Below are 16,049 nucleotides of genomic sequence, written 5' to 3'. Positions count from 1 at the left end.
TTAACGTTTAACTGGCTTATTTCCAAGCCTGTGGGAACGCCATTAACAATAGGCTCATCCAGATTGTTAACTGCAATTGTTAACTCTTTGGTATATGAAGCTCCAGCTGCATCAGTTGTCTGAACTCGGATGTTGTAACTAGATTTGGTTTCAAAGTCTGGGGAACTGTTGATTTGGAGTTGATTATTAACAACGGTGAATGCACTATTATCGGTATCGCCAGTCCCTGCAACTAAACTGTAAGTAAATGTGTCGTTTGCATCTGGGTCTGTGGTGGTAAATGTACCAATTACTGTCCCCGCAGCTACATTTTCATTAACGTTTAACTGGCTTATTTCCAAGCCTGTGGGAGCCTCGTTAAGATTCTTAACTGCAATTGTCAATTCTTTGGTATATGAAGCTCCATCTGCATCAGTTGTCTGAACTCGGATGTTGTAACTAGATTTGGTTTCAAAGTCTGGGGAACTGTTGATTTGGAGTTGATTATTAACAACTGTGAATGCACTATTATCGGTATCGCCAGTCCCTGCAACTAAACTGTAAGTAAATGTGTCGTTTGCATCTGGGTCGGTGGTGGTAAATGTGCCAATTACTGTCCCCGCAGCTACATTTTCATTAACGTTTAACTGGCTTATTTCCAAGCCTGTGGGAGCCTCGTTAAGATTCTTAACTGCAATTGTCAATTCTTTGGTATATGAAGCTCCAGCTGCATCAGTTGTCTGAACTCGGATGTTGTAACTAGATTTGGTTTCAAAGTCTGGGGAACTGTTGATTTGGAGTTGATTATTAACAACTGTGAATGCACTATTATCGGTATCGCCAGTCCCTGCAACTAAACTGTAAGTAAATGTGTCGTTTGCATCTGGGTCTGTGGTGGTAAATGTGCCAATTACTGTCCCCGCAGCTACATTTTCATTAACGTTTAACTGGCTTATTTCCAAGCCTGTGGGAGCCTCGTTAAGATTCTTAACTGCAATTGTCAATTCTTTGGTATATGAAGCTCCAGCTGCATCAGTTGTCTGAACTCGGATGTTGTAACTAGATTTGGTTTCAAAGTCTGGGGAACTGTTGATTTGGAGTTGATTATTAACAACTGTGAATGCACTATTATCGGTATCGCCAGTCCCTGCAACTAAACTGTAAGTAAATGTGTCGTTTGCATCTGGGTCTGTGGTAGTAAATGTGCCAATTACTGTCCCCGCAGTGACGTTCTCATTAACATTTAGCGAACTCAATACCAAGTCTGTAGGCGCGTAGTCTGTAGGCGCGTCATTAACCGAGTAACGCACTACAGCAAAGTCAGTAAGGCCAAGAACTGTAGTGTTATTTCCGGCAACGAGAATCTTGCCATCGGGCTGTAGGGTAAGTTGGTAACCAACGTCAGCACTAAGTAGACCCAAATTAGTAGTGATCGCGCCACCGTTATTGAAGCTAGTGTCGAGTGAGCCATCGCTGTTGTAACGTACTACAGCAAAGTCAGTAAGGCTAGTAAGTGAAGTGTCAATTCCGGCAACGAGAATCTTGCCATCAGGTTGTATGGCAACGCTATAGCCAATGTCGACGGTGGGTAAACCGAACAAGCTGCCGAAATTAGTCGTAACTTTGCCATCACTGCTAAAGCTAGTGTCGAGTGAACCATTGCTGTTGTAACGCGCTAAGGCAAAGTCAATATTACTCTGTCCTGCCACCAGAATCTTGCCATCAGCTTGTACAGCAACGCTGTAGCCAACGTCGGCGCTGGGCAAGCCCAACGAGTTGTTGAATTCAGTAGTGACCTTGCCTGTACCATTAAAGCTAGTGTCGAGTGAACCATTGGTGTTGTAACGCGCTAAAGCAAAGTCAGCATTAGCTTGTCCCGCTACAAGAATCTTGCCATCAGCTTGTACAGCAACGCTATAGCCAGTGTCAACGGCGATAAAGCCGAAATCAGTAGTGACCTTGCCTGTACCGTTAAAGCTAGTGTCGAGTGAACCATTGGTGTTGTAACGCGCTAAAGCAAAGTCAGTATTACTCAGTCCCGCTACGATAATCTTGCCATCAGCTTGTACAGCAACGCTGTAGCCAATCTCGACAAAGCCGAAATCAGTAGTGACTTTGCCTGTACCATTAAAGCTAGTGTCGAGTGAACCATTGGTGTTGTAACGCGCTAAACCAAAGTTACCATTAGCTTGTCCCGCTACGATAATCTTGCCATTAGCTTGTACAGTAACGCTGTAGCCAACGTCGGTGCTGGGCACGCTCAAAAACCCGCCGGTGCTGAAGTCAGTAATGAGTTTGCCATCACTGCTAAAGCTAGTGTCGGGTGAGCCATCGCTGTTGTAACGTGCTAAGGCAAAGTCAGTATTACTCAGTCCCGCTACGATAATCTTGCCATCAGCTTGTAAAGTAATGCTGCGGCCAACGTCGGCGCTGGGCAAGCCCAACGGGCTGTTGTTGAATTCAGTAGTGACTATACCGCCACCACCAAAGCTAGTGTCAAGTACTACAGTCAGTATTGAAGCGTAGGCTGACATCACTTCTAACTCGAACGCCAGAGAAGGAGCAATAATTGCCCCCGTACTCACCTCTAGTTCCCAGTCACCACCTAATGCAGCACTCCCAGTTAAATTATCAGATGCCACTACTACTGCACCTGTTAGTTCACTCAGACACTGGACAAATGCTATGCCTTGCTCTGTTCGAGCTACTTCACAACCGTACAGTAGCAGTTGTGCATCTGCACTTAATGCATTTGCCCAACCTGTGAGTTGCGCTGCATAATAATTAAGCGTTTCGTTGCTGAGTTGACTGTTGCCTAAATAAACTCGTCCTGGTGCGCCGTGAGAAATAATGTGTATGCTATTAACTCCCTGATGGGATGCCAGCACTTGATTAATTTGCTCAATGCCATCTTGATCGTTATCTAGAACTACGACAAAACTATTCGGCAAAACACCTGCTACTAAGGTTTGGTAATTCTCCACCTGTGAGTCGATGAAAACTAGGCGATTAGCAGAAATTTCCTCATGAAGATTTTGAGTAGGCTTGGTACTGATTCTGGTAGATATTGTGTCCAACATAATTTATGATTACTTGAAGTTTGTTTTTACGAAAAAGGGTAGAAAGCGTGCGATTCGTTGTGTGATGAATTATGGTAATCAGTCCATAAATAATCACACCAACCAAATCTAGAAATAGAAATACTTGAATTTTTGAAAGAATGCAGGTGAAGGTCGATCTCCACAGAAATAATTACACAAAATTTGGATTTAAATTCTTGCCTGGGAAAGAATTAGGATGTAATTAATGCTCTTTTTTTGTCCTGGCGATAGAAAAAATATTGATTTTGAATCTTTTTCAAAGCCTCGCTTGATTAGTAAATCTGAAAAACTCTTGTTTAGAACCAAGCACAGATAAACAAGATTTTAAATATTCTCTAATGAGAGTAATAAAAGAGCGTTAATCGTTTATTATTTTGGGTTATTTATTACAAAAAATCACACAAAAACAACGATTTGTTGGCAAAACTGACAAGCTAATACCGTTTGTTTGTGAAACTGTATATATTTATCCTCTACCTACCTACGCCCTTTTGTTTTACTAAAACAAAGGGGTTCTATTTATCTGCGTGTTTATACAAAATTAATAGAATAATCTAAGAGTATTTACAAAATCCAACATTTGCCTCCGTAAAATAACTGAAATGTAATATGTATAAAGTTTTACATACTACATATCACCTCTGCATTTTCCAGGTTAATTTGAAAATTTTGATATTTTATAGGAGCCATATCTGATTTCTAAACAAGATTTCAGATAAAACCCTGAGAAAAGCCGCTTTTCAGCCTCAGTATGTTTTCAGAAATCAAATCGGAGTCCTATATATAATCTAGTTATAATAAAGCTTTCAGCCATTGAAGTTCAATTCTACCTACATTTTGTGATCGCTTATAAAGTTAATGTCCAAACTCACCTTTTTGACAATATTATCAATAATTTCAGTCTGCCTGAGTCTAAACGCTTTGATCGCTCTCCATAGATGATAAAATTGGGATGGTGCAAGCTATCATCGTTCGCAGCAAATTTAAGATTACTTGGATTCACGAAATCGTGAACTTGAAAAAACAATGGCTGCTTAACTGCTTCAGATTTGTCTCCAATGCACCACCATAGAATTCTGTAAAAGATATTTGTCTGCAAGTAAAACGATTGTAAGAATAGTTTTATTTTTTCTATTATTCTTTTACTGTATTCAAGGTATTATTTAAGCTATCAATTAATTGTAAATTTTTCGATTTTCATAAGCTCAATGAATATAGTATTTTCTTAGAAATAATTTAGGATTGCTATAGTTCATTGATTACTATTTAGTTTTACTAATCCCATACTTTCTAATTTGTACGTATATGGTCTAATTGCAAAATAAGCTGTTCCACAAATAACCTTGCATATATTGGGCGGGCGAGACGCCCACCCCACAAGAAATATACAATTTCAGATTATGCAAACTAGATATGGTTTAGTTTATCAGCAGCGATCGCCTTTTAGCCAATGCGATTCTTGTTTCATAATGAACTAGAGTTTGACGATTTTCAAGTTGTAGTCTAACCCAACCCTCTACAAGCATTTTATGCAACACCCTCTGTTACATATATAGCCGTAGCCACATAGGTTAGGACACTGTTGATTGCTAAAAGCCTTGATTTCACCGGATTTATACTCAGCACGGGCTAAACCTTAGCTATCCGCTATCCGCTAACAGCACTCAGCACTTTGCTATATCTCTGCGTTCATTCCATCAAAATCAACCGCAGAGGATCTAAACGCACATACCAAGGAAAAGGCTGGTCTTTCATCGTCGCCCATTTTTCTTTGAAGACCTCAGCTTGCAGATGATAATCTTGAGCATTATTGCCAGCCGAATGTAGTTTGAGAAACAACGTCATCCGATGAGGCGTTTCATTTGTTCGTACTACCCAGCAGGGAAAAGTATTTTCCTGTGATGAGTCGTTGGTAAAAATGAACTGATGGGCGCGAATGCCGATGTGAGATAGTTCGCTTTTGACAGGTTCAATTACTTGCAGAGTACAACCCCAATCAATCGCTTCTACCTGTTGCGATGACTGGAGAACAGCACGGGAGAAGTTTTTGCATCCAGTGAGTTGGGCGACGCTTACAGTAGCAGGATGCTGGAAAATCTCATATTTGCTGCCATAATGAACGGCTCTACCATGCTCCAATACCAACAGATTTGGACAAATTCGATAAGCTTCTTCCATATTATGAGTGACAAATAGAGTCACACCTTGATAGCCAGCTAGAGTTTCTGTCATTTGCTGCTCTAATTGACTACGCAGATGGGTATCAAGTGCGGAAAACGGCTCATCTAAAAGCAGCGCTTCCGGTTGACTTGCTAATGCTCTTGCTAAAGCTACCCGTTGTTGTTGTCCCCCAGAAAGTTGGTGCGGATAGCGATCGCCTAATCCCTGCAATTGCATTGCTATTAGTTGCTCCTCTACCTGCACCCGAATACTCCCAGCAGATAATCCTTTGGGCAAACCGAAAGCGATATTTTGCGCCACACTCATGTGGGGAAACAGAGCGTAATTCTGCACTAAAAAACCGATGCGGCGATCGCGACTGGGTAAATTAATTCTTTGTTCGGAGTCAAATAAAACTCTGCCATTTAAAACTATCCGCCCGGTTGTGGGCGTTTCTATCCCCGCAAGGCAGCGTAAAATCATGCTCTTACCTGCTCCAGAACCTCCTAGCAATCCCAAGGGTTGCTCATCAGTACTGAAAGCAACTTTTAAATCAAAGCTAGGAAGTATTTTTTCAATGTTGACTAACAATCCCCCAGATTCATAGCTAGTGTGCGGAGTATAAAGAATTTCTCCCCCTGCTCCCCCCGCTCCCTGCTCCCCGCTCCCCACTCCCCTTTTCTTTTCTCTCAATTCTTGCCAGAAGTTGACTGCAATAATCCCAGATAGAGAAATCACCATAATTGCGATCGCCCAAAACCAAGCCTCGTTCATTGCTCCCGCTTCCACCGCAAAATAAATTGCCATTGGGATTGTCTGCGTTTGTCCGGGAATATTACCAGCCAACATCAACGTCGCCCCGAATTCTCCTAAAGCACGGGCGAAAGCTAGCATTGTAGCGGCGACAATGCCGGGTAGTGCTAAGGGTAAACTGATACGCCAAAAAATTGTAGCTTCAGTTGCACCAAGGGTTCTGGCTACTCGCAGCAGATTACTATCTATTTGTTCAAAAGCTCCTAATGCAGTTTTATACATTAATGGGAAAGAAACTACCATAGCTGCGATCGCTGCACCATACCAAGTAAAGACGATGGTGAAGTCAAAAGTCTGCATGAATTTCCCTACAGGGCCATTTTTGCCAAAAAATAGCAGCAACAAGAAACCGACAACTGTGGGTGGTAAAATTAGAGGTGCAATAAAGATACCCTCAATTAACGATTTACCTTTGCCACGATATCCCAGCATCCAGTAGGCAGCAGCGATACCCAAAAAGAAGGTGATAAATGTGGCAAGTAATGAAGTTTTGAGTGATATCCAAAGAGGCGATAGATCCAATGGCATAGTTGTCTGGGGAAGAATTAGCTCAACTAATCCATAATTTACCAACTTTAGATTCAATATGTTGAAAATAGTTGGTAAACTACATCACAATCAACCAAGAAAATCTCAAAAAATAGCCAAACTTTAAACAAAATTTGCGTTCAGTTGGGTATCAAATATCAGAATTCTATACAGTTTATTATTATTTGATACTCATCTTCAAACCAACTGGTAAAATTGTTGGGAATTACCGAAGCATAAAAACCCTAGCAAACACATCCTGTTAGCAGTATCTAATGCTACCGTCAACAGAAAGTGCATCCTCCTTCTACCAGTAATCAAAAAAAACCTCAAGACCTTTTCTTAGTATGCGGACTCAAAAGTTTAGGGCAACATTGCGTTGCAATCCTCAAGGAATACGATGTTAAAGTCAGCGCCATAGAGGATGTGCAGCCTGAACATTGGGAAGTCTCAGAAGTACCTAACTTACTAGAAAAGTTAATCATCGGAGACTGCCGCCAGCCAAGTGTTTTAGAGCAGGCAGGTATAAGGCAATGTCGTTCAATACTTTTAGTAACCAGAAATGAGCGGATAAATATAGAAGCTGCCTTTGCAGCACGTCGTCTTAATCCGCACGTCCGCCTGATTGTACGTTCAGATAAACAAAATTTCAACAAACTCTTGTGGGAAAATCTCGGCAATTTTGTTGCCTTTGAACCTACTCATCTTTCAGCTCATGCCTTCGCTTTGACAGCCCTTGGTTCTGAAGCTATTGGATATTTCACCTTAGAAGGGCAACTGTTGCAAGTGATAAAGCACCAGGTACAAGCAAAGGATAGTTGGTGTCATAGCAAGCCAGTACATAGACTGAATCTGACAACTCGCCGCATCTTGAGTCATAAACCTGTTGCATCTAAGCCAAGCAAAGAATTGTTTGGCTGGAACCCAGAGGCAGAAGTGCAGGTAGGAGACACCCTAGTTTACATTGATGTGGCATACGATTTAGCTTTTTCTGAACAACGTCGGCAATCTCATAGTCAAAAGTGGCAGTGTCAACAGTTTATCCAAGGTATTACAGCGAAAAATCTCAAGGATAAAATAGTGCAATTTTGGCAATCTTACTATCAAAGCCAAAATCAAATCCGGCGAATTGCAACAATCTATGCGATTACTGTACTCATGCTGTGGCTTGTGGGAATAATTCTTTATCGCTTATATTATCCTGATATCAGCATCCAAGAAGCTTTCTATGCAACAGCAATTTTGCTCTTGGGAGGATACGGAGATTTATTTGGCGGTGTTGAGTTTGCATCGCAATCAAAACCCTCAGACGCTATCCCTTGGTGGTTGAGGTTTTTTAGCCTGGGATTGACGTTGACAGGTCAAGCTTTCGTGGGAGTATTATATGCACTGCTGACTGATGCTCTTGTCACTTCAAGATTCCATTTTTTCAATTCTCGTCCTCCCATACCAGAACGCAACCATCTGGTAATTATTGGCTTAAATCGCTTGGGACAAAAAGTGGCTGCTCTTTTGCAAGAACTCAACCAACCGTTAGTAGGAATTCATCCTACCATTCTCGACCAAGAAACTTTACCCGATATACCCCTTATCGTTGGTAATGCTAGTGAAGCACTCACAAAGGCGAATCTCTCCCATGCCAAAAGCATTATTTTAGTTGGGGACGATAATATGGAAAATCTGGAAATTGGTTTGATGGCTCATGCAATAAACCCCGCCACTACCTTGATTATCCGCTCTCAAGACCGCCAATTTAGTGATAATGTCGCTCCTTTGTTCCCTTATGCTCAAGTTATATGTGGTGCGGCTTTGTCAGCAGAAGTTTTTGCTTGTGCTGCTTTTGGAGAAAATGTTCTCAGCTTGTTTCACTTGAACGAGCAAATAGTCATGGTGACGGAATACAAGATTGAAGATGGCGATACGCTGAATGGATTGCTTTTATCTGAAATAGCATCTGGCTACAGTGTTGTACCGATTCTCTACCAGAAATATCAGCAAGACAATTACTCTTTAATGCCCTGGTATGATGTTAAGCTTGATGCTGGCGATCGCTTGATTGTTTTAGCCACAAGCAGTAGTTTGCAGCGAATTGAATGGGGTGAAATGCAGCCTCGTCTTTGGCAGGTGCAGATTGAAAAAGCTCTGACTACAAATGCCATTATGTATGGTGCCCAAGAGATAGTTTTGATTACGGGATGTAGTTCCACCACTGCTAGGCAATGGATGAATAATTTGCCTAGAGTGTTACCGATACCACTTTATAAACATCAAGCTCAACGTCTCGTGCGCGAGTTAAAAAAAGTACAAGTTTTGGCAAATGTTATCTATGTTGGGCAACCTTAAATCTCCCCTAACCAGACTAAATAAGTAAACTAAAAGCAAAAAACAAAAAATAAAATTCATAGGTATTTATTATAAAAGTAAAAGCACAACAGTGTTGTGCTTTTAGAAATTATAGGTATTCAATTTATTGTGAAAAACAGAGAATTTATTAATTAGTCCAGTTGAGTACTGTAGGCACTAAAACCATAAGCCAAAGTTTCTTTTAAACTATCTGATGGTTTGAGACTTCTATTGATAGCATTAGCAAACGGCACTGGAATCCCTTTAATGGTTTCCGGCAAAATTGCATATTCTGCTGTTGGTTCGACAATGTATTCTGGACACTTCGCTTTCATTCCTGCAGTAGCTAACATTTCTTCTATTTCAGCAGATGAATATTGCTTGAGATAAACTGGATTTCTCACAAATGGGTTCAGCCTTCTAATAAAATTATGGATAATATGAGAAGGACAAGACTTATTGTGAAAGGAATGATTAAAAACAAAAATTCCACCAGGTTTTAGCACCCGACATATATCAGCCAATAAATTCCTTAATTGGGCATCTGGGATATGCATAAAAACGCAGTTAGAAATTACCAAATCTATAGAATTATCTTCTAAAGGCAATGTTTCAGCAGAAGTACAAATCAAGTTAAATTCAGCTTCGGGGAAAAAATTATATTCTTGTTTAACTTTGACTAACCGTCGTAATAAAGGTTCAGAAATATCGATACCGTAATATTTCTCGCATTTCAGATTTTTCGCTTTCGAGAGATGTAAAGGTGCGCGACCATAACCAGAACCAATTTCTAGAATAGAACCTACAGATTTATTCAAGGGAAATTTGTTCCAAGTACCTCCAGGCGTACCAGTTAGCAAAGTGTAATCTTGTTTAATGGGCGATGTCTCTGCAACTTTTTCAATTTTTTGGGAACCATAATATGTTTTACCAATTGCGTCCCATGTTTTTTTATGTTGAGTATTAGTTAACTGTTCATAATCGCTAGGAAAATAAATGCCATCTCGTAATTCAAAGTCATTCAAATTAAATTTTACATTTGCTAATCGAGTCATTCTGATTATTCCTCATGAATAGTTAAGTCTGTTTTCTGTTATACTCTTAACTCAGCATTATCCGCAAGTGATTTTGACTGAACCGCTTCCCCTGAGCCTTTTTTTAAAGTCTATAGCTATTTTAATTCGATGGAATATGGTGAGGCTATACAGATGTTCTAACAAAGCGCCCATTACATCCAAACGAAAATCGCTATAATAATCAACTCTTGCTCGCTCGAAATACAAGTTCGTATACATTAATTGATAGACTGCAACAATTGGAGGCTGCGATGGTAGCAGGGTTACAACAAAAACGGGTGGTAGTTGTCGGTGCTGGTTGGGCTGGTTTAGGAGCAACCTACCATTTGGCAAAACAAGGTTATGATGTGACACTTCTGGAAGCAGGCCCTCATCCTGGTGGATTGGTGGCAGGTTGGCAAACATCTGCCGGAAAATCTGTTGAAGCTGGCATTCATGGGTTTTGGTATCCTTACAAAAATATTTTTTCTTTAATCAATGAATTAGAAATTAATCCTTTTACTACTTGGACTCGTTCTTCGCAATATTCGCCAGCAGGTTTGGAAGTTGAATCACCAATTTTTCAAGATTTACCGCGACTCCCCTCGCCGTTGGGAACTTTTCTCTACACTCAGTTTAAGCGGCTGCCACTAATTGACCGTCTTAGCGCTCTGCCTTTACTTTATACTGTCGTTGATTTTGATAATTCTGATGCAGCTTGGCGGCGCTATGATTTTGTAACTGCCCGTGAATTATTCAAAGACTTTAATGTTTCTGCACGACTTTACCGCGAAGCTTTTGAACCGATGTTATTAGTGGGCTTATTTGCCCCTGGCGAACAGTGTTCAGCCGCCGCAACTTTAGGGATGCTTTACTTTTTTATTCTGGCTCATCAACCCGATTTTGATGTGGTTTGGTGTCGGGGAACTGTTGGGGAAAAGATATTTCGTCCTTGGGTGGAACGTATTGAAAAAGCTGGTGTAAGAGTGTTGCCCAAGCGTCGAGTTACAGATTTAATTGTTGATAGTAATCATCGAGCTAAGGGTGTGGTTTGCGGTGATGAAGTAATTGAAGCAGATGCCGTGATTTTTGCGGTTGGAATTACAGGGATGAAGAAAATTGTCTCAACTAGCCCTAGTTTACAAAGTCGTGAAGAATTCCGGAATTTGAGCAATTTAGGAGCAATTGATGTTTTAGCAACGCGAATATGGTTTGACCGTAAAATTAATATTCCTCGCCCTTCTAATGCTTGTTTTGGATTCGACACAACTACAGGTTGGACGTTTTTTGATTTGAATGCTCTACATGATGAATATCGAGATGAGCCGGGAACAGTGATTGAAGCTGATTTCTATCACGCGAATCAATTTCTCAATTTGAGTGATGAGGAGATTTTAACAATAGTTCAGGATTATTTAGCAAGTTGTATACCAGCGTTTCGCCAAGCAAAGATAATTGATAGTAGTGTGATTCGCCTACCTCAAGCGGTGACTCACTTTGCACCTGGTAGCTATCGTTATATGTTGCCGGCTAAGACAAGTTTTGAGAATGTATTTATGAGTGGGGATTGGATTGTGAACCGTCATGGTTCTTGGTCACAAGAAAAGGCTTATGTTACTGGTTTGGAAGCGGCGAATTTGGTAGTGTCTTATTTGGGAAAAGGCCAGCCATCTGAGATTTTAGCTGTAGAAGAGGATGAAGTGCATATCCAAGTGGCGCGATCGCTCAACCAAACTTTGCGTAAATTAAGTAAATCTATCCTGCCTAACTTTTGGTTGCCGTAATCAGTAGGGATGCACAGCTGTGCATCCCTACTGTATGTATATTTCTCGCAAATTTAGTTAATCATTAATTGTAATTTAAATTCGGTAAGCTAAAGAAAGCGATCGCGATACTATCCTTATAATGTAAATCAAATCACATAAGCTTATGGAGCCAGACTCTTTACAAACTGAGGTGATTTTGACGCACCCGCGTGAGTCCCTTGGTAGAGTGCAACTTGATTGGACACCCCAACCCGGAAACTATCTCGATTTTGAAGGCAAAACCTACGCGGTTTTAGAACGCCGCCATAAATACAAACTTCAAGCTGGGCGCTACCGCTTACATAATATTACCATTTATGTACAGTCTGCTAAACGACCATCTGAGAAAAGTTTGGTAGCAGGACGTTGGGTAATCGGTGATGCCACCTGCTGCTACAATGCTCATTCAGAACTCATTCGCTGTGCAGTCAACCCAGATGGCCCTTGCCAATCTTGTCGCTTTTATGAAAAGTTAGAAGTTACAACTTAAGAGTGAGGAGTTAAAAGTTATTCTCCCTCATCTCTTCCATCCCCGTCAGTTTCCCGTACCAAAAACTTCTCCTACAGTTAAGCGCGTACCATTAACAAAATCCCATCCTGACTGGGGACGTTTACCAGCTAGCTGAACTTCTCGCAACAGCAACAAACCTTCCCCAGTTTGGACAATTGCGCCAATTCCTTTGACAATACTGACTACAACTCCCGGTTGTTCTGATACGTTTGACAAATCAGGCAATTTATGCGTTAATTCTTGCAATTCTGCTGGGAGCTCGCGATCGCTTACAAAACCAAGAGGAGTAGAAGCAGTGATTTTCAACAGGTTATCGCGAAAGGTAGCCGTGCAGTTAGGGTAAAAGCCTCTAATTTGATTGTGTAATTGAATCGCACTTTTTGACCAATCCAAAGCATAATCTGGTTTTTTAATCAGAGGTGCATAAGTCGCTGTTAAATTATCTTGAGGAATTGGTTGAATTTCTTTACGTTCCAACTTCAACAGAGTTTCCACCAACAAATCTCCACCGATCCCCGCTAATCTGTCGGCTAAATCTTGAGAATTATCTAGTAATCCAATAGGTGTAGTGGCTATTTGGAGCATTGCGCCGGTATCCATCCCCACATCCATTAACATGGTGGTGATCCCCGTTTCTTTTTCACCGTTATACAAACACCACTGAATCGGCGCTGCACCGCGATATTTAGGTAAAATCGAGCCATGCACATTAATGCAAGCTAATTTTGGCATATTCAAGATTTTTGCCGATAAAATTTGTCCATAAGCGACAACAACAAACACGTCTGCATTTAATTGTTTGAGTTTGGTTAAAGTTTCAGTGTCTTTTTTCACCCGTTCGGGTTGCCATACTGGTAAATTATGAGCAGTTGCGATCGCTTTTACAGGTGTTGGTGTAAGTTTATTTCCGCGTTCCCGGCGTTTATCTGGTTGGGTGACAACCGCCAACATCTCAAATTCTGAATGATTCAATAACTTTTCCAAGGTGGGTACAGCAAATTGAGGTGTACCAAAAAATACAATTTTCATTAATAATTAGTTGTTAGTTGTGAGTTATTAGTTAATCGTAAGTGCGCCCCTGATAACTGACAACATTTAAGTTGTATGTTGAAACAGAATGCACTAAGCCAGCATCTAGTAGGCTCGTGTCTTCAAGACGGCAGTTACAAAATACAGTTGTTCGTTGTAAATAATATTGGCTGTTTGGTGGTACAATATTTTCGTATTCATCAAATTAAACGCTGCTTGATTAACTTAATTGTTAAGTTAACAAGTGTAATAGCTAAGTATCAGCCGCATTTGCCTCTAGTGAATCTAATCACTTAGTGGTTTTTCTTTGCAAGTCGCTAGAGCATCTACCGAATGAATTTTGTAGTGTTCCCGAAATTAGCTTTAAATGTAGTTAAATTTATGAAAAAATATTGCGTCTTCTAGCTATTTTTGTAGTTTAGATAGCAATTTATAACTTTGGGTTGCTGATAGCAATATCTTCTGAGTATGATGTATTGTGCGTCTGCTTTCCCAGGTTTTTAACTAACGCCTCACTTTTACCATCATGAGGGTTTACGCTGTTATATTTAGTGTGTAACTTAGCTTATTTGCTGTGTACTAGCGATCGCTAGTACGATCCCCAGTCACTAAGTTATCTCATTCTTATTTGCCAGCCTGATTCCTCAAACTATACCCGAAATATTTCTTAACTAAGAATTATTTTGGGTGTAGTTGAATATAGCGACATTATATATTGTGTAGTAATTACTGAGTTCTCAGCATATTTACTATACTCGCATATTTTTGCCAAAAAATATTCAGTACCTCAGTAATAAAAGGTGTAGACAATGATACTTAATTTTTGTAAAACTCTGCAAACTTTGAAGATATTATTTCGTCATTAGTTTTAGTTTCTTGTTATACATATAACTACCACCTGCCCCATTGCTGCTGATGTATTGCTTCTCACATAGCAATTACCCCCTCTAGAGAGTCTACAAATGCTTAAACCCTTTTTGCTGTCAGGATGGTTCCGCACACAACCATTTCTCAATTACGTTGTTGTTGTGATACTACTTGCACCTTTATTAGGAGCATCGGCTCACTCGATCCCAGTAAGATCCGAAGTACATAAACTAACTTCGATGCCTGGAGAATCTGACTCTGGATCAAAGGAAACAGCTGTAGTTGGGGAACCTGAAATAGCTGAAACATTAAAAACAGATCAAATCGAATCGACAACAGAAGAATTTGACTCTGTGCTAACACAAAGTACTGCTGTTCAGGAACCGCAAGTATTACCAGCAGATAAAATTGAGTCTTCAGCTAAAGTAGATAGTTATCTATCAAGTAGCGATTTAGATTTGAGCAATGTAACTGTTCCCGATTCTTTGGCAGCAGTTGAACTCGCACCATCAACAGATGTTCCTGTTAGTCAACTTAATTTAATCAGCAAACTTAAAGCTGCTAATGTCAAGTCTTTAAGAGGACAAGAAAATTATCTCTCTAGAGAAAAGTCTTTTACTGAATCATTGACAGCAATTCAAGTAGCACCAGCTATTAAAGAATCTCAATCAACCATAACGACGGAAATACCTGTTGTAGAACCAGTTGATGAGTCCCAAGCAGAACAAATAGATCCCATCGGTAGTCCTCATCCGATTCCTTGGAAATGGATTACAGCAACTCAAGAAGCCATTGCTTCTAATGGTGGTTCTGGAGTGCGTCACTATCGCAGCGTACCTGTGATTTCTCCAGATGGTAAATATGCTGTTTATAGTCGCGTGCAACTGGAGGTGAAACCCCAAATGTACAACAGCCGTGTCACTAGCGTGCTGTTTGTCCAAGATATGCACACTAAGAAATTGTGGGTGATGGCTTCAACAACTCCAGTTAGCGATCCTTTATTAAAAGTAAAGGCACTAAAAGCAGAGTCTTCAGAAGAAACTGATACCAGCGGTAAGATTGGAGTATTAGTTCCAGTTAGCTGGTCAGAAAAAGGCGATCGCTTCTTAGCCCGCAAGTTTGATGGTATATTTAACACAGGTGATTCTACAGATAGTGCAGTGATTTGGGATCGGCAAAAAAATCACGCTAACACAGTTGCTCCTGTTAGTGACGAAGAACATGAAAAAGTTGCTGTATTGTTAGGCTGGAGTAAAAGCCAACCAGATCGCGTATTATTCCGTGCAGGGGAATTGGGAGAGGAAAACTGGCCATTAATGCAAGTTGCTAATGATGGTAAAACTATCACTGCAACAGACAGCGATCAACCGATTACTTTTGGTAAAAAGGTTACAGAAATTTGGGCAGATCCACAAGTTGCCTACCGATAGTTTATAAAAAACCCTATATAGTCCCGTTGTTAGCAGTGACGACAACGGGATTTCTTTATATATCCCAAATGGTTCTATAGAAATAAAAACAAACTATGACAACAATAGTATTATTAACCCCTCAACGTAACTTCAGCATTGGGGATAATTCTAATTTAGATCACCTTTACAAGTATCAAAAGCTACAATGATGAACTGGAGCTTTTTTTTGCTGTGGTCTTTCACCAACTGAGAATCTGCGATGTCTACAACGGGCTACGCTACAGTGGAGTGTTTATTTCGCCCGAAATTCTTGACTTAGTTGACGGCGCATAAGTACTTAGACATTAATATACTTTATTATTCCATAGTGTATTTTACTCAAGTAGGAACCGCTATACTTCTTGCCCTACTTAATTCATAAACAGTATCGTATAATTCGCCTACAA

At 40.4% G+C, this 16,049-nt stretch carries 8 protein-coding genes; 4 read left to right on the top strand and 4 right to left on the bottom strand.

What is annotated here, in order from left to right:
• Both V7K79_RS02490 and modB read right to left on the bottom strand, forming a co-directional pair.
• A partial coding sequence (locus V7K79_RS02490; RefSeq protein WP_335044391.1) for a DUF4347 domain-containing protein occupies nucleotides 1-3,059 on the bottom strand: 3,059 nt, incomplete at its 3' end.
• A 1,710-nt stretch (nucleotides 3,060-4,769) separates the two neighbouring features.
• Nucleotides 4,770-6,581 (bottom strand): molybdate ABC transporter permease subunit, encoded by a 1,812-nt coding sequence (gene modB / locus V7K79_RS02480; RefSeq protein WP_335044389.1) that lies wholly within the window; start codon nucleotides 6,579-6,581, stop codon nucleotides 4,770-4,772.
• Between the two features lie 294 nt (nucleotides 6,582-6,875).
• Here modB and V7K79_RS02475 point away from each other — a divergent pair, with 294 nt between their 5' ends.
• Nucleotides 6,876-8,924 carry a potassium channel family protein gene (locus V7K79_RS02475; protein ID WP_335044387.1) on the top strand — a complete coding sequence of 683 codons (2,049 nt, stop codon included), beginning with the start codon at nucleotides 6,876-6,878 and terminating at the stop codon, nucleotides 8,922-8,924.
• A gap of 152 nt (nucleotides 8,925-9,076) precedes the next feature.
• Here V7K79_RS02475 and V7K79_RS02470 read toward each other — a convergent pair whose 3' ends face one another.
• Nucleotides 9,077-9,979: a class I SAM-dependent methyltransferase gene (locus V7K79_RS02470; protein ID WP_335044385.1), complete on the bottom strand. Its 903-nt coding sequence runs from the start codon at nucleotides 9,977-9,979 to the stop codon at nucleotides 9,077-9,079.
• Between the two features lie 272 nt (nucleotides 9,980-10,251).
• Between V7K79_RS02470 and V7K79_RS02465 the strand changes: the two genes are divergently transcribed.
• Together V7K79_RS02465 and V7K79_RS02460 are read left to right on the top strand one after the other, a co-directional pair.
• Nucleotides 10,252-11,763 (top strand): hydroxysqualene dehydroxylase, encoded by a 1,512-nt coding sequence (locus V7K79_RS02465; RefSeq protein ID WP_335044383.1) that lies wholly within the window; start codon nucleotides 10,252-10,254, stop codon nucleotides 11,761-11,763.
• A 145-nt stretch (nucleotides 11,764-11,908) separates the two neighbouring features.
• The gene (locus tag V7K79_RS02460) at nucleotides 11,909-12,274 is read left to right on the top strand and encodes a DUF6464 family protein (protein ID WP_335044381.1); all 366 of its coding nucleotides are present in this window, start codon (nucleotides 11,909-11,911) and stop codon (nucleotides 12,272-12,274) included.
• A gap of 45 nt (nucleotides 12,275-12,319) precedes the next feature.
• On the opposite strand, the gene fmt is transcribed toward V7K79_RS02460, so the two are convergent.
• The gene (gene fmt / locus V7K79_RS02455; RefSeq protein WP_335044380.1) at nucleotides 12,320-13,324 is read right to left on the bottom strand and encodes a methionyl-tRNA formyltransferase; all 1,005 of its coding nucleotides are present in this window, start codon (nucleotides 13,322-13,324) and stop codon (nucleotides 12,320-12,322) included.
• A 962-nt stretch (nucleotides 13,325-14,286) separates the two neighbouring features.
• On the opposite strand from fmt, the gene V7K79_RS02450 reads away from it, so the two are divergent.
• Entirely contained in the window at nucleotides 14,287-15,621 is a 1,335-nt protein-coding gene (locus V7K79_RS02450; protein ID WP_335044379.1) for a hypothetical protein, read from the top strand.
• Nucleotides 15,622-16,049 lie beyond the last annotated feature (428 nt).

Origin of the sequence: Nostoc sp., assembly GCF_036917575.1 — a bacterium.
GTDB lineage: Bacteria > Cyanobacteriota > Cyanobacteriia > Cyanobacteriales > Nostocaceae > Nostoc.
This window is presented reverse-complemented; position numbering and strand designations above follow the sequence as displayed.